Here is a 26,518-nt window from a genome sequence, read left to right on the forward strand (position 1 = left end):
GATAGAGATATTCGGATCATCATAACAGTATCAGATAGAAGTAACAGGAGAGAATAAACAAGATGAAGAAATTAGTAAAGTTATGTGCAATTTTTAGCCTGGCAGGAATGCTTGCAGGCTGTGGAACAACGGTTGGTGGAGCAGGTGGTTCAAAGAAAGACCTGAATATAAATGTTAAGGACATGGCAAATGAACTGAAGAGCGGGCTGACATTTGAAGATACGCTTTCAGAGCTTGATGCAGGCATGGCACTCACATATTACGGAATTGATGCAGACAGCGTAAAAGACAGCGTGATAATCGTATCGACCGGAGCAACTGCTGAGGAGATTGCAGTATTCGAGGCAGCAGATTCAGATGCGGCTGACAAGGTAAAAACAGCCTGTGAAGACAGAAAAGAAAAACAGACAACATCATATGCAGATTACAAGCCATCCGAAACCGGACGTCTTGACAAGGCGATCATAAAAGAGGACGGAAATTATGTTGTATACTGTGTAACAGATGATACGGATAAGGCAAACGAGATCATCAACAAATATTTCAAATAACAGATATAAAAAACGAACCTGTAAGCAAAAGGCTTTCAGATTCGTTTTTTGTTATGATATGGAAATATGCCATTATATCAATAGGAATAGCTGTTAATCAGAATTGGAAATGGAATTGAACATTTCTATGTATTCTATAAATAATTGCTTCCTTTTTTCGTCGTCAGAAGTCATGATCTCGACTACGGTATGTGGAATGCAGGATAAAATTGTATCCGATTTTTTGATCCCGCGGATCAGATAATCAAGATCTACGCCGAAATGATCACAGAAATCAATCATTTTTTCAAGGGACAGACTGGATTTTCCCCGTTCTATGGCGCTGCAATGTTTGACAGAGATATCGAGCATCTCTGCAAGCTGGTACTGCGTAAGGTTATTTGAGCGCCGGATTTGTACGATCCTCTGACCGATCTGTGCGTATAAGTTCTCCATAAAAATACCTCCAAACTACATTATATTTTGAATAAAAAAACAAATAAACAACCTGTGAGGTGTATAAGAACACAACCTGAAAGGTGAATTACGGTATTACAGCAATGCGGCGGAATGTAAGAAGTTGACGGTCGATTTTTTACTGGTGTATAATTCCTTTGCGATCAGGAATAGCGGAAGAATAGATATGGATGGGAGTAAGAGTAAATGGCAACAGAGATAAAACCTCCGATAAAATATGATATGGTGTGGACAATGTATGGAAAGCGGGCTGATTTCTTTGGGATCGCAGAGCGTTTTCATATTGATCCGGTAACTGCAAGGGTGATTCGGAACCGGGATGTGATAACAGATGAAGAGATTGATACCTATCTGAATGGGGGGCTTGACCGGCTGCATGATCCTGTGATGATGAAGAATATGGAGAAGGGCTGCAGCCTTATGCTGGAGGAGATCCGGAGTCGGAACCGGATACGGATCATTTCGGATTATGATGTGGATGGTGTAAGTTCAAACTACATATTGTATAAAGGCTTACAGCGTGTGTGGGAGCATGAAAATGGTTTGCCTGCAGGAGACGGGATCGATTATGATATTCCGCACCGGATCTATGATGGATATGGAATCAATATCCGTATGGTAGATGCGGCGGCAGCCGATCAGGTCAGTATGATCATTACCTGTGATAACGGGATTGCGGCATTTGATGCGGTGAGAAAAGCAAAAGAATATGGGATGCGGGTAATCGTGACGGATCACCATGATATTCCATATGATACAGATGAAAATGATATTCGGGTATACAAAGTACCGGAAGCGGATGCGGTGATCGATCACAAGCAGCCGGGCTGTGAATATCCGTGCAAGGAATTGTGCGGAGCGGGTGTGGCATACAAATTTATCCAGTTGTTATATCGGATGTGCGGGATACTGGAAGCGGAGTGTGAGGCATTTATAGAGATCCTTGGAATTGCAACCGTATGTGATGTTATGAATCTGGTAGATGAGAACCGTATCATTGTAAGAGAGGCACTTCACCGGTTATCTGACAGTAGTAATTATGGTTTGAAGGCACTGATCACAAACAGCGGCAGGGATGGTAAGAAGCTGTCAGCATTTGATCTGGGATTTATCATTGGACCGTGTATCAATGCAGCGGGCAGACTTGGAGATGCGAAGACCAGCCTGGAATTCCTGCTTGAAACAGACAGCTTTAAGGCAAATGAGCGTGCGATTGAGCTGTTAAATATCAATAATACCCGAAAAGATATGACAGAGCAGGGAACAAAAACGGCAATCGGGCTGCTTGAAACTTCGGATCATCTGCTTATGGGAGCAGTTCCGGAGACAGGAGTTGCGGCATTGTCGGACCGGGTACTTGTTATGTATATTCCGAAACTGCATGAAAGTCTGGTCGGGATTATCGCAGGCAGGATCAAGGAACGGTATTATCGTCCGGTGCTGTTATTTACGGACAGCGAAGAAGAAGGAATCATCAAGGGCTCCGGTCGTTCGATCGAAGGCTATAATATGTATGATGAGATCAATAAATGCAGTGATTATTTCACGAAGTTCGGAGGACATGAGATGGCAGCGGGCTTTTCCATGGAGAAGCGGAATCTGGCCAGACTTCGGGAAAAAATGAATGCGAATTGTACGCTTGACGAAAAACTTCTGACACCGAAGCTCCGGATCGATGTGCCGATGCCGCTCGATTATGTAAGTATTCCACTGACCGAAGAACTGGAGGTTCTGGAGCCATTTGGAAAAGGCAACGAGAAGCCGGTATTTGCGCAGAGTGGTGTGCGTGTAAAAAGCGCAAGGATCATGGGAAAAAGACAGAATGTTCTGCGGGTTTCGTTCCTGATGGAGAACGGTGGTACGATCGAAGGCATAAGTTTTGACCCGGAAGTGTTTATTTCTAACATAAAACAGTGGTTTGGAACAAATGAATGTGATAAAATACTAAAAGGAATGCCCAGTCATGTGGTGTTGGATGTTGCCTATTATCCGGATATCAATGAATTTGCGGGAAGAAGAACTTTGCAGATTCGGTTGCTGGAATATCGGAAACATGAGGAATAAAGGCTTTGCTGATCGTTTGATATCATGTGGGCAGAAAAGGAAAATGTAAATAATTGTAGAATATACATATATATGCAGGAGGAAGATTATGAAAAAGATAGAAGAATACGTTACAAGTATACCGGATTTTCCGGAACCGGGAATTATTTTCAGAGATATTACAAGCGTGATCGGAGATCCGGATGGATTGAAGCTGGCGATTGATTCATTAGATGACCTGCTTGAAGGCGTAGATTACGACGTAGTAGCCGGAGCAGAGTCCAGAGGCTTTATCTTTGGAACACCTCTTGCATATAAGAATGGAAAAGGATTTGCATTGGTAAGAAAGAAAGGCAAGTTACCAAGGGAGACGATTGAAGCATCTTATGATCTGGAATATGGCAGTGCAACGATCGAGATGCATAAGGATGCGATCAAACCGGGACAGAAGGTTGTCCTTGTAGATGATCTGATCGCAACCGGAGGAACCATGGAAGCCGCTGCAAGGCTGGTTGAAGAACTTGGTGGTAAAGTGGTAAAGATCATATTCTTGATCGAACTTGCAGGTTTAAAGGGCAGAGAGAAGCTTGCCAAATATGATGTAGCTTCTGTTATCTGCTATGATGGCAAATAAAAACGATCATTTGATTCACAGATGAGTCTGAAATAGAAAAATTCGAATTGGGAAAAGTGGTGAAGATCATGGAAAACGTAAAAGATAAAGCAGGAAGCATGGATGAATTAAAAGAGCTTGCGGCAAAGGCGGGTGCAATGGAGAATAAACCAATGCGGGAAAAACGGGATATCGATCTGTCTACACCTGCGGATTTTACTCCGCCAGAGGATCTGTATAAGGAGCTGATCAAAAAGATCCTGACCTATCATCCATCAACAGATATTTCGATGATTGAGAAGGCATATAAGGTGGCATCCAAGGCACATGAAGGACAGCTTCGTAAGTCAGGAGAGCCATATATCATGCATCCACTCTGTGTTGCTATTATTCTTGCAGAACTGGAGCTGGATAAGGAGACGATCGTTGCCGGAATCCTTCATGATGTAGTAGAAGATACAGTCATGACTTCAGAGGAGATTGCAGCAGAGTTCTCGGAAGAAGTGGCATTTCTGGTGGAAGGTGTTACCAAACTGACCCAGTTGAAGATGACAACGGATAAGATTGAGGTACAGGCAGAAAACCTGAGAAAAATGTTCTTATCGATGGCAAAAGATATTCGCGTTATCCTGATCAAGCTGGCAGACAGACTGCATAACTTAAGAACATTACAGTATCAGTCTCCTGCGAAACAGGTGGAAAAAGCGCGTGAAACAATGGATATCTATGCACCAATCGCACATCGTCTTGGTATCAGTAAGATCAAGGTAGAACTGGATGACTTGTCCATGAAGTATCTGATGCCGGAGGTATATAAGGATCTGACAGCACAGATCGATGCGAGAATGCATGAAAGGGAAGCCTATATCAAACGTATCGTTGCGGATGTAAAGAAGCATATTGACAATGCACATCTGGATGCAGAGATCGACGGTCGTGTAAAGCATCTGTTCAGTATTTATAAGAAGATGAAGAACCAGAACAAGACACTGGATCAGATTTATGATATTTTTGCAGTCCGGATTAAAGTGGAGACCGTTCGGGACTGTTATTCGGCACTGGGAATCATCCATGAGATGTACAAGCCGATTCCGGGACGTTTTAAAGATTATATCGCAATGCCAAAGTCCAATATGTATCAGTCCCTTCATACAACACTGATCGGACCGGAGGGACAGCCATTTGAAATACAGATCCGTACATTTGAGATGCACCGGACGGCTGAATATGGTATTGCTGCACACTGGAAATATAAAGAGAACATAACCGGTACGGTTATGCAGAAGGAAGAGGAGAAGTTATCATGGCTTCGTCAGATTCTGGAGTGGCAGAGAGATACTTCAGATAATAAGGAGTTCATGAACTTCGTTAAGACAGACCTGGATCTGTTTGCAGAACAGGTATATTGCTTTACACCGGCAGGTGATGTCAAGAATCTGCCAAGTGGATCGACACCGATCGATTTTGCTTATGCCATTCATACGGCAGTCGGTAATAAGATGGTGGGTGCGCGGATTAACGGAAGACAGGTTCCAATCGATACCAAGTTAAATAATGGTGACCGGGTAGAGATCATAACATCCCAGAATTCGGCAGGACCATCAAGAGACTGGCTGAATATCGTAAAGAGTGCACAGGCAAAGACGAAGATCAATCAGTGGTTCAAGCATCAGTTTAAGGATGAGAACATCAGCCGCGGTAAGGAACTGATCCTTGCATACTGTAGATCAAAGGGACTGGATTACTCCCTGTATTCCAAGCCGGAATATCAGGAACGTGTCTATAAAAAATATAATTTCAATGACTGGGAAGCTACAATGGCGGCTGTTGGTCATGGGGGAATCAAGGAAGGTCAGGTTGTCAACAAGCTGATCGAGGAATACAACAAGGATCATACGGAACAGCCGGATGACAAGGAAATTCTGGAGGCATATGCACTGAAGCGGGCACCGCATTCCTCCCACGGACAGGGTGGAATCATCGTAAAGGGTGCAGATGATGTAGCGGTTCGTTTCTCCAAATGCTGTTCACCGGTACCGGGTGATGAGATCATCGGATTTATCACCAGAGGACGAGGCATCTCGATCCATCGTACAGACTGTGTCAATGTACTCTGTATGAGCGAAGAAGATAGAAACAGGATCATTGATGCGGAATGGCAGCAGGATGCGGTTGCGGAGAACACATATCTCACAGAGATCAATATCTATGCGGATGACAGAAGCGGAATCCTCTTTGATATAACGAAAATCTTAAGTGAGGCAAATATCAGTGTAAACAGTATTAACAGCCGTACAAGCAAGCAGGGTAAGGCGACAATCACGATCAGCTTCTCGATCAAATCGGTCGACCAGTTGAATACGATCATTGCAAAGATACGAAATGTGGAGAGCATTATTGATATAGAGAGAACAGTGGGATAGGAGATCCGGATGGCAGAATTAGAAGTGAAATTATATCAGTTGGGTGATTTGGGAACCAATTGTTATATCGTAAGTAATAAAGAAACAAAGGAAGCAATCGTAGTTGATCCGGCAGATAATGCAGATTTTATTTATAGGAGTCTGACAGATGCAGGACTTGCCTGTGTAGGAATCTTCCTGACACATGGACATTATGATCATATCGGAGCATTGGATGATCTGAGAAAACTGACAGGAGTAAAGGCATATGCTTCCGAGAACGAGAAGCAGGTGCTTGAGAGCAGGACAGGAAATCTGTCTGCGGTGTTTGGCCATCCGCTTGAAACATCAGCGGATATTTATCTGCAGGATGGACAGGAGGTTGCAGTTTTAGGAACTGTGGTACGGTGTATCAGTGTGCCGGGACATACGATAGGTGGCATGTGTTATTATTTCGCAGAAGAACATCTGCTGTTTACCGGAGATACATTATTTGCATCGTCAGTTGGCAGATCGGATTTCCCAACCGGAAATGAACAGGATCTGTTAGAGGCGATCGAGACGAAGCTTCTTGTATTACCGGAGGAAACAGCTGTGTATCCGGGACATAACGGAACTTCAAGGATTGGCAGAGAAAGAAAATTCAATCCATTTTTTTCATAAATAACGATAAGGAACTTGGTTGACATGATTTGTCTGATTCAGAATGTAGAAGATTATAATAATGACCTGAGAGTGATCCTCATGGCGTTTTACATGGGTGTGAAGATCATCACACCGGAGAATATAGAAAAGAAGCCTGAACTTGGGGCAGATGTTGCTGCAACCCTTGTGGCAGAATTTGCAGAAGGTCAGACAAAGATCTGGATGAAGGACGGCGGTCTGGATGTGAAATCAGAAGGAGCTTCTGAGGATAAACAGCAGGACTGGTCTGCGGGAGAAGTCTGTGGAAAACCGGATATCGTGATCGATCAGGATTATCATGACAGAAAGGTATTCCGTAATGTTCTGAAGCGTGCCATGTACCGGATGTTGTCAGAGAGAACCGGAAGAGTTCTGCCATGGGGTAGTCTGACCGGCGTACGTCCGGTGAAGATTGCAATGGAAGCGGTAGAACGTGGATGTACAGATGAGGAGATACAAAAGCTGTATCAGGAAACTTATGTGGCAAGCCGGGAAAAGGCAGAAGCCTGTGTGAAGATCGCCAGACGTGAGAAAGCAATTATCGAGACGATCGATGAGCGAAATGAATACTGCCTGTATATCGGCATACCGTTTTGTCCGACGAGATGTCTGTACTGCTCCTTTACCTCTTATCCGATCGGTGTTTATAAGGATAAGGTCGATGCTTATCTGGATACAATGGAAAAGGAAATGGAGTATATTGCGGAAAGTTATACCGAGAAGAAACTGGCATCCATTTATATTGGTGGCGGTACGCCGTCTTCGATCAGTGCAGAGCAGATGGATCGTCTGTGCAGCATGATCGAGAAGCATTTTGACTTGTCGCAGGTTCGGGAATATACGATCGAAGCAGGTCGTCCGGACAGTACAACAGCAGATAAGCTGCAGGTGATGAAAGCGCATGGCGTTGATCGTATCAGTATCAATCCGCAGACGATGAATGGAGAGACACTGAAGCTGATCGGAAGAGCACATACACCGGAGCAGGCAGAAGAAGCATTTATGAGAGCCAGAGAAGCTGGCTTTGACAATATTAATATGGACTTGATCGTAGGTCTTCCGGGTGAAGATGCAGAGATGGTGAAGCGGACACTGGAAAAGGTGAAGAAGCTTGCACCGGAGAGCCTTACGGTTCACACACTTGCAATCAAACGGGCAGCGCATCTGAAACAGGAGATGGACAAATACAGCTTTGCAGGTGATGTAGATGAGCAGTTATCACTGGTTGGACAGGCCGCAGAAGAACTGGGACTTGCACCATATTATCTGTACAGACAGAAGAATATGGCGGGAAATCTGGAAAATGTCGGATATGCAAGACATGGACTGGAATGTCTCTATAATATTCTGATCATGGAAGAACGGACAGACATTATAGGAATCGGTGCGGGAAGCTCCAGCAAGCTGATCCGCCGGGAGGGAGATCTGGATCCGGTTACAGGAGAGACGGTTATAGGAAACCGGATCGACCGTGTGGAAAATTGTAAGAGTGTAGACGATTATATCGCAAGAATTGATGAAATGATTGACAGAAAAAAGCAGGCGTTTGCAAAATGACAGATAAAGTTATAAACTTAGACACAGATAAAGAAATAGAATACTATGAACAGGATCTGGACGATGCCATCCGTCATGGAATGTGTGTCAGCCGGTTGTCTTCGGAGCTTGCCAGAGAACTGGGGCTCCCGGAAGAAGAGATTCATAAGATCGCAGTTGCCGGTATGATCCATGATATCGGAAAGCTCCGCATCACACCGTATATATATGGCCGTGGCAATTCCATGAAGATTGAGGAAATGCGGTATGTGAGACTTCATGCGAAGCTTGGGGCAGATATCGCAAGGCAAGAAGGCTACGGGGATGATATTGCAGATATTATTTTGTATCATCACGAGAACTATGATGGTTCCGGTTATCCGTACTGTCTTCAGGGAGAGGAGATCCCGATCGGAGCAAGGATTATTCGTGTGTGTGATGTATTTGTCGCGCTGATCAGTGACCGTGCATACCGGAAAGCATTTGAACCAAAGATCGCATTATTGATGGTGATCGATGAGGTGCGGCATTTTGACATGAAAGTATTTCTCGCATTTCAGAGAATTATAAATACAACTGATATTTTAGATGAGGTTCAGTTAATTTTAAAAGGGAGCTATGAATCACGGATCAGTTGATGTATAGTATAAAAATATGAACAATAGATGGAGGATGGAATATGATAACCCAGGCACCAAGAGGAACCAGTGACTGGTTCGGTGACAAGATGAGAACACGTACACAGGTAGAAGCAATGGCGAGAAATCTGTGTGAGAAATTCAATATAAAGGAAGTAATCACACCTGTATTTGAACATACGGTGCTGTTCCAGCGTGGTGTTGGAGAGACAACCGATGTAGTACAGAAGGAAATGTACACCTTTGTTGATAAGGGTGGAAGAAGTATCACATTGAAGCCGGAAGGTACAGCAGGTGCGATCCGTGCTTATGTTGAGAATAAATTATATGCAGAACCACAGCCGGTCAAGATGTTCTATATTACACCGGCATTTCGTTATGAGAAGCCGGAAAGCGGACGACTTCGTCAGCATCATCAATTTGGTGTTGAGTTTGTCGGATCTCCAAATCCAATGGCAGAAGTAGAGGTTATGACACTGGTATCAACTCTCATCAAACAGATTGGTCTGTCAGATGCAAAGCTTCACATTAACAGTATCGGATGTCCAAAATGTAAGAAAGTGTACAATGATGCACTGATTTCTTATCTGAAAGGTCATGAAGAAGGACTCTGCAATACCTGTAAAGAGCGTATGGTTAAGAATCCGCTTCGTGTAATCGACTGTAAAGAGCCGGGTTGTAAGGCGATCGTAAAGGATGCTCCAAGAACAATTGATTATCTGTGTGAGGAATGCGATGCTCATTTCAAGGAGCTTCAGAGACTTCTGACAGAGCTTGAGATTCCATTTGAGGTTGACACCGGAATCGTTCGTGGCCTGGATTACTATACAAAGACAGTATTTGAATTCGTAAATAAAGAGGGCTTCACCTTATGCGGTGGGGGAAGATATGACAATCTGGTATATGAGATTGATGGAAAAGAGGCACAGCCATCTGTTGGATTCGGTATGGGAATTGAAAGAATCCTGTATTTCCTTGAGAAAGAAAATATCAATCTCGCGCCGGAAAAACCGATTGATTTATATGTCGGCATCATGGGTGATTCCGCAAAGGCAAAAGCGTACAAGCTGGTATATGATCTTCGTCTGGCCGGTTATATCGTAGAGACAGATTACATGAATCGAAGCGTAAAGGCGCAGATGAAATATGCAAATAAATTAAATGCGAGATACACGATCATTATTGGTGATAATGAATTAGAGACCAATACCGGTCGTATCAAGAATATGGAAACGGGCGAGCAGACCGAGATTGCGCTGGATCAGCTTGCAAGTGTATTAGAAGAAAGATAAGAACCATAGGAGGATATAGAAAAATGGCAGAATCAATGCAGGGATTGAAGCGTTCCCACAGATGTGCAGAGGTTTCAAACGCTCTTGAAGGACAGAAAGTAACCGTAATGGGCTGGGTTCAGAAGAGCAGAAATAAAGGTGGAATCATATTTGTCGATCTCAGAGACAGAAGCGGTATTCTTCAGATTATATTTGAGGAATCCAAATGCGGAAACGAGTGCTTTGAGAAAGCAACAAAGCTTAAGAGTGAGTTTGTAGCAGCGATCGAAGGTACCGTCTGCAAGCGTGTCGGTGCAGTAAATGAGAATCTGACAACCGGAGATATTGAAGTTGTGGCAACTTCCCTTCGTATCTTATCAGAGGCCGAGACACCTCCATTCCCGATCGAAGAGAACAGCAAGACAAAAGAAGAATTACGTTTGAAATACAGATATCTGGATCTGAGAAGACCGGATCTTCAGAGAAATCTGGTTATGAAGAGCAAGGTTATGACTATTGCCAGACAGTTCATGGCAAATGAAGGTTTCCTTGAGATTGAGACACCTATGTTATGTAAGTCAACACCGGAGGGCGCAAGAGATTATCTCGTACCAAGCCGTATCCATCCGGGTACATTCTATGCATTACCACAGTCTCCACAGATCTACAAGCAGCTTCTGATGTGCTCCGGTTATGACCGTTATTTCCAGATCGCAAGATGTTTCCGTGATGAGGATCTTCGTGCAGACAGACAGCCGGAGTTCACACAGATGGATATGGAGTTATCCTTCGTAGATGTGGATGACGTTATTGATGTAAATGAAAGACTTCTTGCAAAATTATTCAAGGAGATTCTGGATGTAGATGTAAAACTTCCAATCCGCCGTATGACATGGATCGAAGCAATGAACCGTTTCGGTTCTGATAAGCCGGATCTTCGTTTTGGTATGGAATTAAAGGATATCAGCGAAGTTGTTAAGGGCTGTGGATTCGGCGTATTTACAGGTGCACTTGAAAATGGCGGATCTGTCCGTGGTATCAATGCAAAGGGACAGGGAGCAATGCCTCGTAAGAAGATTGATGCTCTGGTTGAATTTGCAAAGACATACGGAGCAAAAGGTCTTGCATATATTGCCATTAATGAAGATGGCACTTACAAGTCATCTTTTGCAAAGTTTATGACTGAAGATGAGATGAACAATATCGTAGCAGCACTTTCCGGTGAACCGGGAGACTTGCTGTTATTTGCAGCAGATAAGAACAAGGTTGTATGGGATACACTTGGAGCACTCCGCTGCCACCTTGCAGACCAGATGGGACTGCTTGACAAGAATGTATTTGAATTCGTATGGATCACAGAATTTCCACTTCTTGAGTGGTCAGATGAACAGAACCGTTTCACAGCTATGCACCATCCATTTACTATGCCGATGGAAGAGGATCTGGCGATCATTGATACAGATCCGGGTAAGGTTCGTGCAAAGGCCTATGATATCGTATTAAATGGTAACGAGATTGGTGGTGGATCTGTCAGAATCCATCAGGATGATATTCAGGAGAAGATGTTTGAATGTCTTGGATTTACAAGGGAACAGGCGTATGAAAGATTTGGTTTCCTGTTAGACGCATTCAAATATGGAGTACCACCTCACGCAGGACTGGCTTATGGACTGGATCGTCTGGTCATGCTTATGGCAAAACAGGATTCTATCCGTGATGTGATCGCATTTCCTAAGGTAAAGGATGCATCCTGCCTGATGACAAATGCTCCGGACTATGTGGATGAGGCTCAGCTCAAAGAGCTTGGTATTGACATTACAGTTTTAGACGAACAGAAGACGGAAGAATAAAAAATAATGAAACTGCACACTGTATATCCTTATTGTGTGTAAGCAACGAACCAGAACCTGTGTTTGTACCGGGTTATGGTGACTGCCTGGGATATACGGGGTGCGGTTTTGTTTTATAATAGGGCGCATCGGTTAAAGATAAAGCGGATGGGTTCTGGTTTTGAAAGAAATGTGGAGGATAAATGATTATGAAAAGAGGACATTGTATTCTGGCGGCAGGTTTGTGTATTCTGGCAGGGCTTGTATCCGGATGCGGAGATAAAAAGCAGCAGACCTCCGAAGAGATAACAACGGCAGAGGATGGAACGGTTGCAGTAGAAGTGCTGGATAATGATCAGATTGCACTGGTATATAATGGATATGATCCGGAAGTTCATGGAATGATGTTTACGATTACAAATAAATCGGATGATCAGATGGTAAATGTGTATTTCAGTGATGTAGTGGTTGATGGAGAGACGCTTCAGCCAATGTTTGGACTGGATGTGGAAGCACAGACAAGTGAGGATCAGATTTGTCTGGTGGATTGTGATGCAGCGCCGGCTGCTTTGACTGGTATTGTATGCGTGGATGACATGGAAGGTTATACGATCGGTACATATGAGATCGATGACGTTGCCCTTTCAAATGAAAAAAATAATACAAAGGAATATACCGTAAAAGAGGGAGCTGTAACGATTCTTGATAATGACAAGGTTACAGTATCTTATATTGGAATTGAGAATGACAGTGATGGCGATGACGCAGAACAAGTACTGGCATTTGAGGTTTACAATAAAACGGATAAAAAGATACAGGCAACATTTGACACAGTTCTTGTAAATGGAAAAGAAGAGGAAATTTCTTATGTGGCAGATGCAATGGGGCATACATATGCAACCTTATTCTGTGACGTGTCCGACGTGAAAGCAATGACAACGCTGACTGGTGAATTTGCTGTTTATGATGAAGATGATGAGTTGATCGGAAGCTATTCGATCGAGAAAGCTGCATTGAAATAGAAGGTTAATTTATTAATCTGATTTTAATCTTTCTCCTATTTTAGATTAATTCGTGGCTGGTATAGTAAAACTATCAGCTGAGGAGAGAATAGAGAAAGAAGGAAAAAGATATGGATAATTTAGAAAAAGTAGAAAAGATAAGAGAAAAAACAGGTGTCAGCTATGAAGAAGCCAAGGCAGCTTTGGAAGCAACGAATTATGATGTGCTGGATGCGATCATTTATCTGGAAAAGAACGGTAAGGTGAAAGCACCGGAGGTAACCAGTTACACGACGGAACAGGCACAGCAGACATCAACAGAATTCGAACAGGCACAGCAGGAATATACCAGAGACTGCAATAAAAAGACCTTTGGTCAGATGATGGATCAATTTTTTTCCTGGTGTGGAAGACTTTTAAAGAAAAGCGTGGATTCCAAGTTCATCATAGAAAGACGCGGCAGCACTATGGTGAATGTACCTGTTCTGGTGTTGATACTTGCGATCATCTTCGCATTCTGGATCACGATTCCATTATTAGTGGTCGGTTTATTCTGTGAATGTAGATACCATTTCGCAGGAATCGACAATATCAATGTAGATTTGAACAGTGCCTGTGACAAGGTTGCGGATACGGTAGAAACTATTAAGACAGACATTAACAAGAACTAATGTGAGAGATTAATTTACAATACACAGATTTATTTTAAGGGACATGAAACGAAAATACATTGTCCATGTTCTGATATACTATTATGCAGCAAGCCTTTGCGAATGTCGGTACTTAGCGATCCACGGAGTGGAGCGGTTAGAACCGCTACATGAGCAACAGAGCGAGAGCGTCTTGCGGAATAATAGTATGTCAGAATATGGACGCAGGTAATCAGGATAATTCCTTAAAATAAATCGTGACAACAAGGAGTAGAGATGAGCCGGAAGATTTTGATTGTAGAGGATGAAGAAAAGATTGCCAGATTTGTAGAGCTGGAATTGGTTCATGAAGGCTATGAAGTAATAAAGGCATTTGACGGGCGGACAGGTCTGGATCTGGCACTATCAGAACATGCTGACCTGATCGTGCTGGATGTTATGCTTCCAAGGCTAAATGGTCTGGAGGTTCTTCGCCGTATTCGTAAAGAAGGAAATAATGTACCGATCCTGCTGCTTACTGCAAGGGATGCGGTAATGGACAAGGTGTCCGGGCTGGATGCGGGAGCGGATGATTACATTACGAAGCCATTTGCGATCGAAGAACTTCTGGCTCGTATCCGTGTAGCGCTGAAGCGGAAAAGCACAGACCGGCAGGAGACACATAAGCTAGAGATCCATGGAGTCAGCCTGGATACTGACCGGCATGAGGTTATGGTGGCGGGAGAACCGGTGGAGCTTACCAATCGGGAATTTGAACTGCTGCATACGCTGATGGAGAATAAGAATATCGTCATGGATCGGGAAAAGCTGATGAATATTGTCTGTGGTTATGAGTATGTCGGTGAGACAAATATCATAGACGTATATGTCCGTTATCTTCGTACGAAGATTGATGACCGGTTTGGGATCAAGCTGATCACAACTGTCCGTGGGGTTGGATATGTGATCCGGGAATCGTAAGGATACAGACTGGCATAAAGGCTGCAGGATATCGTCGGATGTCTGCTTTGAATACAGTGCGTGCAATTGCCATCTTGATTAGTTTGCAATGCATACATGAAATATTTGTTTTTGAGAGCAGGGCGCGAGCCAGAGCTGTGCATGTATGGATGTAAGAATGTAGAAGAAAAGGTATCACAGATGAATGAAAATAAGAGAGTGACCTCGATTGCGAGAAAAATAAATATCAGCTTCTGGCTGAAGGAAGTGGGCAATGTAATAGGAATCAATATTATCATTGCCCTTCTTATTATGGGAACATGGATGTACTGGTGTACAACAAAGCTTCCGGATCAGGTAACAGGTGAGCATTATTATTTTAATGTCAATCAAGAAAAGCATACACTGGAATATGTGATCGATGGAAATGACCGGAAATCATATGCATATGATTTCCGGGATGTAAGGGATTTGGCAGCTGTACCGGGAACCATACTGTTATCGGCAGAAGGATTTGTGTTGTTTTTTGCGTTATTCCGGACTTCTGTTGTCAGAAGAAAGCTGAAGCCGTTAAATGATCTGGCGGTAAAAGCAGAACAGATCAGTAAGATGTCATTTGAGCAAAATGGTATGGAGGATCGGAAGAAGCATTCTGATTCGAAGACGACAGAAACGATCGCTCGGGACCAGATGGCTCATCTGGAACAGGCAATATCACATATTTCTCCGGATGATGCCGAACAGGGAATCCATACCGGTGACAAGGAACTGAAAAGTATCGAGATCGCATTGAATAATCTGCTTCGGAATATGAAAGAAAATGAAAGGCGGCAGGTACGGTTTGTATCGGATGCGTCACATGAGCTTCGGACACCTATTGCTGTGATCCAGGGATATGTGAATATGCTGGATCGATGGGGAAAAGAGGATGAAAAGGTTCTGACAGAATCCATCGAAGCCCTTAAGAATGAGTCCCAGCATATGAAAGAACTGGTAGAACAGCTTCTGTTCCTTGCGCGGGGTGACAGCGGAAGAAATACCTTGAATAAAGTGAAACTGGATCTGAATCAGATGGTCAGTGAGGTCTGGGAGGAATCCCAGATGATCGATGGGAAGCACCGCTATCTGTTCCGTGGAACAGATCCTGCATATATGACAGGTGATATAGCCATGATCAAACAGTCCATCCGGATCTTTGTACAGAATGCGGCAAAGTATTCTTCGGATGATGCGGATATTATATTAGGAGTTATGCTGGAATCCGGTTATGTCAGTTATATGATACAGGATGAGGGAATCGGAATGGAATCGTCAGATGTCGTTCATATCTTTGAACGATTTTACCGGTCGGACGAAGCGAGAAATGGCGAGACCGGCGGTTCCGGCCTTGGTTTGTCTATCGCCAAATGGATCATCGATGCTCATTCCGGCACGATTCAGGTCGTTTCCCGTCCGGAGATCGGCACCCGCTTTATTGTCCGTTTCCCGATGTGTGAGTAAAAAAGAGGTTGTTGATGATTCTTGTGTTATTTATAGTTGTGATATTTTGGCTCTGCTGGTATGGATATATACATAAGACATCAGTGAAGTTTTCGTTGTGAGGTTTGCATTAGCTGTCAGCACCAAGCCCATGTCTGAACCCGTAAGGGTGAGTTTGGGCGACTGCTGGCAATAAGCGTGCAAATCCGAGCAGAAAACGGAACGGTCTTTGTATATGTCCATACCAGCAGAGCCAAAATATCATGGCAAAAAGTAGAGGTTGAACAACAACAACCTCTTTAGCGGAAAGGTTTGGTGCGGAATTCATTCCAGACCATGAAAATGGCGACCGCTCCGGCAAGTCCATCGGCAATCGGACCAGAATACATAATGCCATCAATGCCCATAAAAAGCGGCAGAATAATTAATAATGGTAGAAGGAACAGGATCTGTCTGGTCAATGACAGGAATGTTCCTTTTTTCGGTTTGCCAATCGATGTAAAGAAGTTCGAAGTGATCGGCTGCATAAAGTTTATAAACGTAAAGAACAGAAAAATACGAAAATAGCTGATCGAAAACTGAAAGTAGCTTTCGGAGCCGTTTCCGAAAATGGATATGATCTGCCTTGGCACAAACTGGAACAGCAGAAATGCAATAAGCGCGATCACAAATCCACAGGTAGAAGCAAACAGATAGGCAGATTTCACCCGTTTGTATTTCCCTGCACCATAGTTATAGCTGGTGATCGGCTGTAAGCCCTGTGATATACCGATGATCAGGGATAGGAATACCTGGTTTACTTTTGTGATAATTCCGGCACAGGCGATAGGGATTGCTTCGCCATAGATAGAAAGGGAGCCATAGTATTTGAGAGATTTGTTCATAATGATCTGTACGATCATCATGGCAAGCTGATTGCTGCAAGGAGCAGTACCAAGGGATGTGACTCTCGCTATGATCGGTCTACTGATGCGGAGATGTTCTTTTCTTATCGTTACAGTCTTACAGTGGGATAAAAACCAGATGACAAGACCGGCGGATATTACCTGACCGATAACGGTTGCGATGGCTGCGCCTGCCATACCCATCTGAAGAACGGATACAAACAGAGCATCTAAGATGGTGTTGATCACGGCTCCGGTAAGGTTACAGATCATGCTAATCTTCGGTCTGCCATCTGCCCGGATCAGATGACCGCTTCCGGTCGTGAGGATCAGAAAAGGAAATCCAATCGCAACAATGCCTGTGTAAGTTTTTGCATAGGAAAGTACATTGTCGGGAGATCCAAAGAAACGGAGCAGAGGCTCTAAGAACAGCAGGGTGATCGTGGTTAAAATTACACCACAGCCAAAGAGCATGACAGCGGAATTGCTGATATAATAAACTGCTTTTTCCTTTTCTCCTTTTCCCATAGCCAGATTAAAAGCAGATGCGCCGCCGATGCCGAACAGCAGAGCGATCGCGATACAGGATATGGAAAGTGGAAATGAAATATTGGTTGCGGCATTTCCGAGTTCACCGACATTTCGCCCAATGAAAAACTGGTCAACAATGTTATAAAGAGAGCTGACCAGCATGGCTACTATACTTGGAATGGCAAATTGCATTAATAATTTTTTTACGGGCTGAGTGCCGAGAGGATTTTCATTCGTTGTCTGTGTATTCATGTGAGTTGTCCTTGTTTACAGTTTCTTGCGGGTGTAGGTCGTGCGGATAAATGTAATGTCGTCACCACCGGATTCGCCGGTTGTAATATCGAATTCATCTGCATTGAATTCAGGGAAGAAGACATCTCCGTCTTCAACGACAGTATCAACTTCTGTGATATACATCATATCAACCAGTGGAAGTGCCTCTTTGAACAGCCCATATCCACCGGAGATATAGACATTTCCCTCTTTTACAGCATCAAGAGCTTCCTGTAAAGAATGAACGGTAAGCAGGTTTTCACCGGAGTAATTGGCAGTATTTGACACAACGATATTCATTCGGTTCGGGAGAGGATGTCCGATCTCTTCATATGACTTACGTCCCATAACCACAGTATTCCCTGTTGTCAGTTCTTTAAACTGTTTCTGTTCTCCTTTGATCCGCCATGGGATCTGTCCATTTTTTCCAATTACATTATTTTTTGAACGAGCGACGATTAATCCTATCATAGTATGGGTTCCTTTCTCAGATGTCATATTTATTTTTCAGCATACCTGATCTTACGAAAATCAGCAAGTGGATTGCTGGTTTAAGCGTGCCAGTTGTTGTTTCAGATATTCATATCTTAAACGTTTTTCTTCTTTTGCAAAATGTACTTCACGGAACTGCTCAGGATTGTTCTTATAAGAAAGAGTCTCATCACCAAACTGTTCACTGGTCAGGTCAAATATATGACCGTTGACATCGTTATAGCAATGATAGTTTCCGCCGGGACGCAGGATGCCATACACTTTGCCGCCAAAGATGTCCTGAACCAGAAATGCTGTGATAGAACACTGCCCCAAGGTTTTATTCTCCGGTGTCCAGCCATCACGCAGTCTTGGTGCGCAAGTATCAGCGCACCAGATATCAGATAATCTGTCATACAGATCCTGTGGTGTATGGATTCCTTTATACTTGTTTGTTATGGCAGGAACGGTTGCCTGTTCCCAACCATAGAAGTTGTAGGTCTTCATTTTCAAATATCTCCTCATTTGCTATTGAATGAAATGTGTTGCTTTTGTTTGGATTTATAAATGATATTTATAGTATGCGTTTCAGTTTGCAGTTCTCGATTCCTGCGCTCCAGAATTCTGACAGCGGGATCCCTTTGACCTGACAGATGATACTGGAATTCATAGCTCCATGTCCGACGATCAGGACATCTTTTCCTTCGTCTAATTGTGGTTTTACAACCTCTTTTAGGAATTCTCCTGTTCTCGCAAATAACTGTTCAAAGCTTTCTCCACCATCCTTTGGAACTTTATAGTTTGCCGGATCAAGAAAGAGATCTTTTATTGGACAGCCGGGAGTAGTTATGCAGTTTGCAGTTCCTTCATAGCTGCCAAAGCTCATTTCTTTTAACCGGTCGTCCGTTATGATCGGAATGTTCCGCCCTTTTAATACGATCTCGGCTGTTTCCTTTGCTCGGATAAGGGGAGAGCAGTAGCAGATATCAAAATGGATATCGGCATATTCTGTTCTGGCATGCTCCGCCATCTGGCGTCCTTCTTCATTTAATGGAATGTCTGTCCGACCTTGTAGTTTCCGCATGGCATTCCAGTCTGTTTTTCCATGTCGCATGATGTATAACATTGTTGTATCTCCTGTGGTTCATTTGAATATTCGGATTGACAAATAGCATTTCTTATTGTACCATAGCATCATAAAGGAAATGGGTTTTCACCGGGTAGGGATTATTCCTGACAGGACTTGCTCGTTTCTTTTTTTATTTTCAAGACATCATACAAGTACATTTTTCCTGAAGATGCATGTCTAATTAATATTCTCGCACTGAATACATTGTATCGCTCAACATCTCCATTTTCATCATATACTGGCAATGCAAATCTTGTGTCATAACGGTACCATCCATTTTTTGCGTGTCTGCTGTGCTTATTTTTCTTATTATCTTCAAAAGTCTTTGATGTTGCGATTTCTATCATCTCTGGGATAGCCTGCGCAGCATTGGCTTTCGCTTTAGCAATAGTTCCCTTTATATGCTTTGTGTAATTTGAGCCAGAATATTCATCAGGAAGATCTGTACCGATATAAATAATATCTTCTGTTTCAGCTATTCGATAAATGTCTCCCACATACTGCCTAAGATATTTTTCAACATCACTCCACTCTACAGAACGTTTTCCTTTAAATGCAATATCGTTAATCATAACAATATTGTTGCCGTCAGCATCCTGAATAACTGAAACATTTCGCTTAATATTTTCTAACTCATTTTCCTGATTGATTTCTCTGCAGATTTCAATCAATTCAAAATATCTTAGTAATCTTCTTTTTGTTTCTAAATCTGAGTCCATAAATAATTCAATAATATGTTGACCATCAGACACAAAGTCTGTTTCGATTGATTGCTCTACTACTTTCTCATCACAAAGCAAATCCACAAGTGACATATCTAGAGCCTTGCAAATAGAAACCAATTTATCTGCCTGTGGATTAATCTTTTTCTTACGCCAGTCGCTGATTGTACTGGTAGCAATACCAGTTCTTCGTGATAATTCAATTTGGCTCATATGTAATTCTTCTAGTCTGGCAAAGATTTTTTCATATATGTTCATACTATAATATCCTTCTATATTTTCCGCATTTTCGGATATTTTATCATAAAGCTATAATCGAATCAAGAGATTCCAAATCCAAAAACCATGTGGCAATGGTCGGAAACCTCATAACAAAGCAGATGCGAAAACAGTAATTAATGCATCATATACACCATGTCCAATGATCAAGGATAAAGTAGAACTATTTTTAATCTTTAATCTGCAAAAACAGAAAAATGCTCCTATACACGCTGTCATAACCATTTGTACAAGATTTCCACTGAAGAAATGAAACACCCCGAAAAAGATTGATGAAATAATAACTGCTATGATATCCTTACCAGCAACACGTTTGATTTTTTCAAAAATGAATCCTCTGAATACAAACTCTTCAACAAGACCAATTGCAAATATACAATAAAAGAATTCATAAATGAATTGCCATAGGTATTTATATCTTTTTCCACTATCTACAAATTCACCAAAACCAATTTGATGTGGTATTAATGTCAGCAAAACCGACATTACAGTTCCAATTAGGATGCCAACAATAATCTGCATTCCTATTTTCTCTTTGCTAAACCCATAATCTGTCAACTTGTCTTTATTAACAATCATAACTATGGCTGGAATCAATGCAATTAACCAGTAAGTCAGAATCATACATACCATTCTTATTCCTATCGGTAATGACATCAATACGAACCGGTTAAATGACATAACACCATACAATCCAGCCACAGCTCCCACAAAACCTATTATCAAAGAAATAATTTCTTTTTTCTTACTCATCCTTCTTATGGCCTTTCTTAATTCATTCGATTTTTTCTAAAGAAACATATATTATTCGCACACGTCTGGAGGCCTATACTATTCCGGCGCATGTCTGGTGTTTTCGCAAATTTTGGCACCCCTCTTAAATTTCTATTTTCTATCTACATTTTTTCTGTTAAAAACACAGATACATAATCTTCAAAAAAGCCCGCTAACCCCCATAAGCTCAAAGTTTCTTCGACAGCAAGCAAACATTTTCACAATGCCCGGTATGGCCAAATTGGTCGACGACAGCGACTTTTTCGAGGTGGTAGCCGGCGGGAGTGAGGATGGCGATGTCACGGGCAAGGGTTGCGGGATCGCAGCTTACATAGACGAGTCGTTTTGGATTCATCCGGATCAGGGTGTCAAGGAGTATCTTGTCACAGCCTTTTCTTGGTGGATCGACAACGACGACATCTGCATGGGAACCATCGCCGCCTTTTTCGTAAAGGGCAGGAACGACTTCCTCCGCTTTTCCGGTAAAGAATTCGACGTTATGGATATCGTTAAGTTCCGCATTTTTACGGGCATCCAGGATTGCCTGAGGAACGATCTCCACACCGTATACCTGTTTTGCTTTCTGAGCAAGAAACAGGGAAATGGTTCCGATGCCGCAGTACATATCCCAGACGGTTTCCTCGCCGTTCAGATCTGCATATTCCAATGCTTTTTCATAAAGTACCTTAGTCTGCACAGGGTTTACCTGATAGAAGGACAGAGGTGAGATCCGGTATTTTACATTGCCGATATAATCTGTGATGTATGGACTGCCCCACAGTGTTTTGCAGGTTGGTCCAAGAATCTTATTTGTTTTTTCTGTATTGATGTTCAGGCAGATTGAAGTCATTCCGGAAATTTTTGTCAGACGGGAGATGAGTTCATCTGCATGAGGTAGTTTTTTTCCATTTACGATGAGACAGACCATAACTTCGCCGGTTGTAAACCCAACACGAGTCAGAATATGACGTACCAGACCCTGTCCGGTTGTTTCGTTATAAGTGGAAATGTTATATTCCGTGAGAAATGCGCGGATGATCGGCAGAATCTGATCATTTACTTTTGCACCGATCGCACAGGTATCGGAATCGATGATCGAATGGGTTCTGCCGGCATAGAAGCCGATCACGATATTGCCGTTTTTGTCTCTGCCAACCGGAAACTGTGCTTTGTTTCGATAGTGGTATGGTTCTTTCATACCATAGATCGGTTCCATCAGAGTATCGGGATTCTCAATCTTGCCGATCCGGCGCAGACATTCTCTTACCTTGTTCCATTTGTATTCTAACTGCTTCTCATAGGAAATGTGCTGAAGACTGCATCCACCACAGCTCTTTGCGACTGGGCAGACCGGAGTTACGCGGTAAGGGGATGGTGTGATCAGGCGAACCAGCCGTCCGTAGGCGATCGATTTTTTTGCTTTCATGATCGAGATCTCGGCTACGTCACCGATCACTGTATCTTTGACAAATACAGTGATATTCTGCACGTTATTTCCATCTTCGGATGAAGCTTTCGTGGAAATGTCTGTGCCTGCTTTATTATTTGTTACATCAGAAAGAGAGAGATGGCCGATGCCTTCTCCCTCATTTCCCATGTCCGTTATTTCTATTGTATATATACTGTTCTTTTTAAGTTCCATAAAATAAATATCGTATCCTTTATTTTGTAGATCTGCGGATATTACTTTCTATCATTTTATTGTAACCAAGCCAGCCGGTCTCGTCCTTGCTGTCTAATGCTTCCATGAATGTCTGGATCTTGGCATCTGTATTATCGGCAAATGATAATGCAAGTGCTTCGATCAGGGCAGGCTTTTTTGGAGAGCCGTATTCCAGTTCGCCGTGGTGGGCGAGGATACAGTGCTCCAGTTCGTTTGCTTCCTTTGCAGGAAATTCCGGAACAGAATCACGGATCTTGTCGCGGATCATCATAGTACCCATTACGATGTGACCAAGTAACTGACCGGAATCTGTGTAATCGTTTTCCGGGAATGTTGAAAGCTCATAGACCTTGCCGATGTCATGAAGCATGGCAGCAGTCAGGAGCAGGTCACGATTTAAGATCGGGTAGTATGTAGTGTAGTAGTCACACATGCTGGTAACTGCCAGAGTGTGCTCTAACAGACCACCGACAAATCCATGATGAATGGATTTGGCAGCCGAATGCTTTTTGAATTCTTTTGCAAGAGCTTTGTCCTCTACAAAGAAGCTTTCCAGAAGCTTTTTGTAGTAAGGCTTTTCGATCGTTGCGATAATGCCAAGCAGCTTGTCAAACATTTCATCGACATTTTTCTTCGTGCATGGCATATAGTCGTTGATATCGTATTCCCCTTCTTCAGCGATACGGATCTTCTTAATTGTCAACTGGAGAGTGTTGTTAAATGAGGTAACCTGACCGTCAACCTTAACATAGTTCATGGATTCAAAATGTCCAATTCCGCTGTTTAGTTCCCAGATCTTACCATCCATTGTTCCGCTGGCATCTACCAGCTGCAGAGAATAGTAGGATTTACCTGATTTTGTCTTTCCTGTGATCTTGTTTTTGCAGAGGTAAACCTCTGAAACCATTTCGCCTTCGCGAAGCTCGTGTATATATCTCATAATGTAAGCCTTCCTGTTATTTAGTTCCGAAAATTCTGTCGCCGGCATCACCGAGACCCGGGCAGATGTAAGCATTTTCATTTAAGCATCTGTCAAGCTGACCAACATAGATCTGGATGTCCGGGTGATCCTTCTGAAGTCTTTCCAGACCTTCGGGAGCAGCGATGATACACATGAATTTGATATTCTTGCCGCCGTGCTGTTTGATAAATGAAACAGCTTCGGAACCGGAACCGCCGGTTGCTAACATTGGATCAACAACAAGGATTGTTCTCTGCTCGATAGGATCCGGCAGTTTACAATAATATTCATGCGGCTCGTGTGTCTTCGGGTCTCTGTAGAGCCCGATGTGTCCAACCTTTGCTGATGGAACCAGAGCAAGGATGCCGCTTACCATGCCAAGCCCGGCACGGAGGATCGGTACAACTGCCATCTTCTTACCTGAGATCATAGGAGATTTGCAGGTTTCAATCGGAGTCTTGATCTCTACATCTTCTGTAGGCAGATCACGAAGTGCTTCGTAGCCCATAAGCATAGCGATTTCTTCTACAAGTGTACGGAATTCATTTGTTCCGGTGTTCTCGTTTCTTAACATTGATATTTTGTGTTTGATCAAAGGATGATTCATAATTGTGACATTACTCATATCGGTAACCCCTTTTCGTAAAATTTTTAACTGTGTATAATTCTACCATAAGACAACAGGAAATTAAACCCTGCGATACCGGAAAAATCAACGGAAATCATTTCAGACAGACATAAAAAATCATCGACCGCGCCAACAGAACAGTTTTTAGAATGATCAGGAAAAACTGTCGGTCGGCAGGACCGATGATTTTGTAAAATATAATATTAATCGTTGTAGTCCGGCAGATCGTTATAGTACATTTTGATCGCATTTGTGCTCTTTTCCAGAACTGCCATTGTCGATGGAAGAGGAACCGCGATCAGATCGTCGAATTCAAATTCACCAAGCTCCGGTCGGATCTCATATCCAAGATTTCGTTCGTTGATCGAGAAATCAGCTTGAAACTGGTAATTGTTTCCTCTGGCGTCCAAGCGGATCCATTTCTTGACATCCGGTTCAAATACTGCATTCAGTGCATGAAGTGCCAGCTTGTTATCATATGTGAATCGTTTGATCCTCTGGTAGCAGAATCCGGTGTAAATACCATTTGCACGCATCAGTGCGGCTAACAGATTTGCCTTTGAATAGCTGATACCGGTTTTCTTTTCCAGAACATCTGATGCAGAGATCGTGATCGTGGAATCTTTGGCGTCCCAGGTGTGATCAATTTCATCTCTGACAAAATAATATATGGTTTCTATTTTTTCGTAAACAGATCTGCAGTTTTTGGTAAGATCCATAGCCTTCTCCATAACCATGGGATTGTCGAAATCGACATATTTATCATACTGTAGATATGCTGCATCCCTATTTCTCTGTATTAGCTTCATGTTTACCTCCCAAAAGTATTACAAGTAAGATAAATGACAGAGGACCAATCTCTGAAACTCCAGCTATTTGTCGCTGGTTACTTGAAATATGTAGAACTTCAGATAATATGATTCATCTGCAGCCCACAGAATCGGATGATCAGGAGCCTGAGTACGGAATTCAACCTGTCTCAGTCGTTTGTGAGAGTTGGAAGCAGCCTGCCCGATGGTTTTTGTAAAGAGTTCATAGTCCATGAAATGGGAGCATGAACAGGTGGCAAGAAAGCCGCCATCTTTAACGAGCTTCATGGCTCTCAGATTTATTTCCCGATAACCTTTTACAGCGTTTTTAATTGAGTTGCGTGATTTTGTAAATGCAGGTGGATCCAGAATTACAACGTCGAATTTCTCGCCCTGTTCTTCCAGTTCAGGGAGCAGATCAAAGACATCTTTACAGATAAATGTAACCGAATCCTCCAGGTGGTTCAGCTTTGCATTTTCCTGTGCCTGTTTGACCGCAAGTGCCGAAGCATCTACACCCAGTACGCTTGCGGCACCGGCAATTCCGGCGTTCAGCGCAAAAGAGCCTGTGTGTGTGAAACAGTCAAGAACTTTTGCATCCTTACAAAGACGCTGGATCGCAAGTCGGTTGTATTTCTGGTCAAGAAAGAAGCCGGTCTTCTGACCGTCTTTTACGTCAACAATATAGTGTACGCCATTTTCAATAATTTCCACGTTCGTGTCGAATTCATCCCCAATGAATCCCTTGAATGGCTGCATCCCTTCATTTATTCTAACTTTAGCATCGCTACGCTCATAAACACCTTTGATTATTATACCATCCGATTTAAGGATATTTTTTAAAATATTTATTAACAAATTTTTAACTCTGTCGATTCCAAGTGCAAGTGACTCAACGACCAGCACATCTTCAAATTTGTCAATCACAATACCGGGCAGGAAGTCTGCCTCACCAAATACGATACGGCAGCTGCTTGTATCCACGGTTTTCTTACGATAATCCCATGCTGCCTGCAGACGCATGCGGAAGAAATCTTCATTGATCTCGGTATCGACGTGACGTGTCAGCATACGGACAGTGATCTTGGAATTCGTATTGATAAATCCCTTTCCCATCGGATATCCGTCAAAGTCTTTTACAATGATGATATCCCCGTTTTCAAAGCTCCCCATGATGGTATCTATTTCATTGTCATAAATCCAGGCGCCGCCGGCTTTGATGGTTCTGCCCTCGCCCTTCTTTAATGTTACGATTGCGCTCATGTTACACCTCGTTCATTTTTTTGATAAGACATAGTATAC

At 42.8% G+C, this 26,518-nt stretch carries 25 protein-coding genes; 13 read left to right on the forward strand and 12 right to left on the reverse strand.

Annotation, left to right across the window (positions count from 1 at the left end; genetic code table 11):
- The first annotated feature begins 62 nt into the window (after window positions 1–62).
- Window positions 63–551 carry a DUF4358 domain-containing protein gene (locus DWY07_RS05865; protein WP_117822464.1) on the forward strand — a complete coding sequence of 163 codons (489 nt, stop codon included), beginning with the start codon at window positions 63–65 and terminating at the stop codon, window positions 549–551.
- 93 nt (window positions 552–644) lie between these two features.
- Here DWY07_RS05865 and DWY07_RS05870 read toward each other — a convergent pair whose 3' ends face one another.
- Entirely contained in the window at window positions 645–986 is a 342-nt protein-coding gene (locus DWY07_RS05870; protein WP_021944327.1) for a helix-turn-helix domain-containing protein, read from the reverse strand.
- A gap of 207 nt (window positions 987–1,193) precedes the next feature.
- Here DWY07_RS05870 and recJ point away from each other — a divergent pair, with 207 nt between their 5' ends.
- The 12 genes from recJ to DWY07_RS05930 all read left to right on the forward strand — a co-directional run bounded on the left by recJ (window position 1,194) and on the right by DWY07_RS05930 (window position 16,113).
- Window positions 1,194–3,071, forward strand: a complete 1,878-nt coding sequence (gene recJ, locus DWY07_RS05875) for a single-stranded-DNA-specific exonuclease RecJ (RefSeq protein ID WP_117822465.1) — start codon at window positions 1,194–1,196, stop codon at window positions 3,069–3,071.
- Window positions 3,072–3,159: 88 nt separating this feature from the next.
- On the forward strand, window positions 3,160–3,684 hold the full coding sequence (locus tag DWY07_RS05880; protein WP_021944329.1) for an adenine phosphoribosyltransferase: 525 nt from the start codon (window positions 3,160–3,162) through the stop codon (window positions 3,682–3,684).
- A 137-nt stretch (window positions 3,685–3,821) separates the two neighbouring features.
- A complete protein-coding gene (locus tag DWY07_RS05885; protein ID WP_347465301.1) occupies window positions 3,822–6,086 on the forward strand; it encodes a bifunctional (p)ppGpp synthetase/guanosine-3',5'-bis(diphosphate) 3'-pyrophosphohydrolase in 2,265 nt (754 codons plus the stop codon).
- A gap of 9 nt (window positions 6,087–6,095) precedes the next feature.
- On the forward strand, window positions 6,096–6,728 hold the full coding sequence (locus tag DWY07_RS05890; RefSeq protein ID WP_021944331.1) for an MBL fold metallo-hydrolase: 633 nt from the start codon (window positions 6,096–6,098) through the stop codon (window positions 6,726–6,728).
- Between the two features lie 24 nt (window positions 6,729–6,752).
- On the forward strand, window positions 6,753–8,306 hold the full coding sequence (hemZ, locus tag DWY07_RS05895; protein WP_117784612.1) for a coproporphyrinogen dehydrogenase HemZ: 1,554 nt from the start codon (window positions 6,753–6,755) through the stop codon (window positions 8,304–8,306).
- Window positions 8,303–8,923 (forward strand): HD domain-containing phosphohydrolase, encoded by a 621-nt coding sequence (locus DWY07_RS05900; protein WP_021944333.1) that lies wholly within the window; start codon window positions 8,303–8,305, stop codon window positions 8,921–8,923. Before hemZ ends, DWY07_RS05900 begins: the two co-directional genes overlap by 4 nt.
- 41 nt (window positions 8,924–8,964) lie before the next feature.
- Window positions 8,965–10,215 (forward strand): histidine--tRNA ligase, encoded by a 1,251-nt coding sequence (hisS, locus tag DWY07_RS05905; RefSeq protein ID WP_021944334.1) that lies wholly within the window; start codon window positions 8,965–8,967, stop codon window positions 10,213–10,215.
- A 23-nt stretch (window positions 10,216–10,238) separates the two neighbouring features.
- Window positions 10,239–12,044 (forward strand): aspartate--tRNA ligase, encoded by a 1,806-nt coding sequence (gene aspS, locus DWY07_RS05910; protein ID WP_021944335.1) that lies wholly within the window; start codon window positions 10,239–10,241, stop codon window positions 12,042–12,044.
- Between the two features lie 188 nt (window positions 12,045–12,232).
- Window positions 12,233–13,045 (forward strand): hypothetical protein, encoded by an 813-nt coding sequence (locus DWY07_RS05915; protein ID WP_117822466.1) that lies wholly within the window; start codon window positions 12,233–12,235, stop codon window positions 13,043–13,045.
- A gap of 110 nt (window positions 13,046–13,155) precedes the next feature.
- Entirely contained in the window at window positions 13,156–13,695 is a 540-nt protein-coding gene (locus DWY07_RS05920) for a DUF4342 domain-containing protein (RefSeq protein ID WP_117807858.1), read from the forward strand.
- 255 nt (window positions 13,696–13,950) lie between these two features.
- Window positions 13,951–14,634: a response regulator transcription factor gene (locus DWY07_RS05925; RefSeq protein WP_117807856.1), complete on the forward strand. Its 684-nt coding sequence runs from the start codon at window positions 13,951–13,953 to the stop codon at window positions 14,632–14,634.
- A 111-nt stretch (window positions 14,635–14,745) separates the two neighbouring features.
- Entirely contained in the window at window positions 14,746–16,113 is a 1,368-nt protein-coding gene (locus DWY07_RS05930; protein ID WP_242997315.1) for a HAMP domain-containing sensor histidine kinase, read from the forward strand.
- Window positions 16,114–16,391: 278 nt separating this feature from the next.
- Here the strand turns inward: DWY07_RS05930 and DWY07_RS05935 are convergent, their stop codons facing one another.
- The 11 genes from DWY07_RS05935 to DWY07_RS05985 form a co-directional block, all read right to left on the reverse strand.
- Window positions 16,392–17,759, reverse strand: a complete 1,368-nt coding sequence (locus DWY07_RS05935) for an MATE family efflux transporter (RefSeq protein WP_117822467.1) — start codon at window positions 17,757–17,759, stop codon at window positions 16,392–16,394.
- A gap of 15 nt (window positions 17,760–17,774) precedes the next feature.
- Complete coding sequence (locus DWY07_RS05940; protein WP_117822468.1) at window positions 17,775–18,251, reverse strand: dihydrofolate reductase; 477 nt, start codon at window positions 18,249–18,251, stop codon at window positions 17,775–17,777.
- Between the two features lie 60 nt (window positions 18,252–18,311).
- Window positions 18,312–18,758 carry a hypothetical protein gene (locus DWY07_RS05945; RefSeq protein WP_242997316.1) on the reverse strand — a complete coding sequence of 149 codons (447 nt, stop codon included), beginning with the start codon at window positions 18,756–18,758 and terminating at the stop codon, window positions 18,312–18,314.
- Window positions 18,759–18,825: 67 nt separating this feature from the next.
- On the reverse strand, window positions 18,826–19,377 hold the full coding sequence (locus DWY07_RS05950; protein ID WP_117807848.1) for a histidine phosphatase family protein: 552 nt from the start codon (window positions 19,375–19,377) through the stop codon (window positions 18,826–18,828).
- Window positions 19,378–19,478: 101 nt separating this feature from the next.
- Window positions 19,479–20,360, reverse strand: a complete 882-nt coding sequence (locus tag DWY07_RS05955) for a helix-turn-helix transcriptional regulator (protein WP_117807846.1) — start codon at window positions 20,358–20,360, stop codon at window positions 19,479–19,481.
- 108 nt (window positions 20,361–20,468) lie between these two features.
- Complete coding sequence (locus DWY07_RS05960; RefSeq protein WP_117807844.1) at window positions 20,469–21,134, reverse strand: type II CAAX endopeptidase family protein; 666 nt, start codon at window positions 21,132–21,134, stop codon at window positions 20,469–20,471.
- Window positions 21,135–21,342: 208 nt separating this feature from the next.
- The gene (gene rlmD, locus DWY07_RS05965) at window positions 21,343–22,797 is read right to left on the reverse strand and encodes a 23S rRNA (uracil(1939)-C(5))-methyltransferase RlmD (protein WP_117822470.1); all 1,455 of its coding nucleotides are present in this window, start codon (window positions 22,795–22,797) and stop codon (window positions 21,343–21,345) included.
- 19 nt (window positions 22,798–22,816) lie between these two features.
- Window positions 22,817–23,758, reverse strand: coding sequence for an HD domain-containing protein (locus tag DWY07_RS05970; protein ID WP_021944344.1), 942 nt, complete (start codon window positions 23,756–23,758; stop codon window positions 22,817–22,819).
- Between the two features lie 16 nt (window positions 23,759–23,774).
- A complete protein-coding gene (upp, locus tag DWY07_RS05975) occupies window positions 23,775–24,404 on the reverse strand; it encodes a uracil phosphoribosyltransferase (RefSeq protein WP_117784619.1) in 630 nt (209 codons plus the stop codon).
- 206 nt (window positions 24,405–24,610) lie between these two features.
- Window positions 24,611–25,216, reverse strand: coding sequence for a transglutaminase family protein (locus DWY07_RS05980; RefSeq protein WP_008401776.1), 606 nt, complete (start codon window positions 25,214–25,216; stop codon window positions 24,611–24,613).
- A 63-nt stretch (window positions 25,217–25,279) separates the two neighbouring features.
- Entirely contained in the window at window positions 25,280–26,479 is a 1,200-nt protein-coding gene (locus DWY07_RS05985) for a class I SAM-dependent rRNA methyltransferase (protein WP_117822471.1), read from the reverse strand.
- Window positions 26,480–26,518 lie beyond the last annotated feature (39 nt).

It is taken from the genome of Clostridium sp. AF23-6LB (genome assembly GCF_003461085.1).
In the GTDB taxonomy this organism is placed as follows: domain Bacteria; phylum Bacillota; class Clostridia; order Lachnospirales; family Lachnospiraceae; genus Coprococcus; species Coprococcus ammoniilyticus.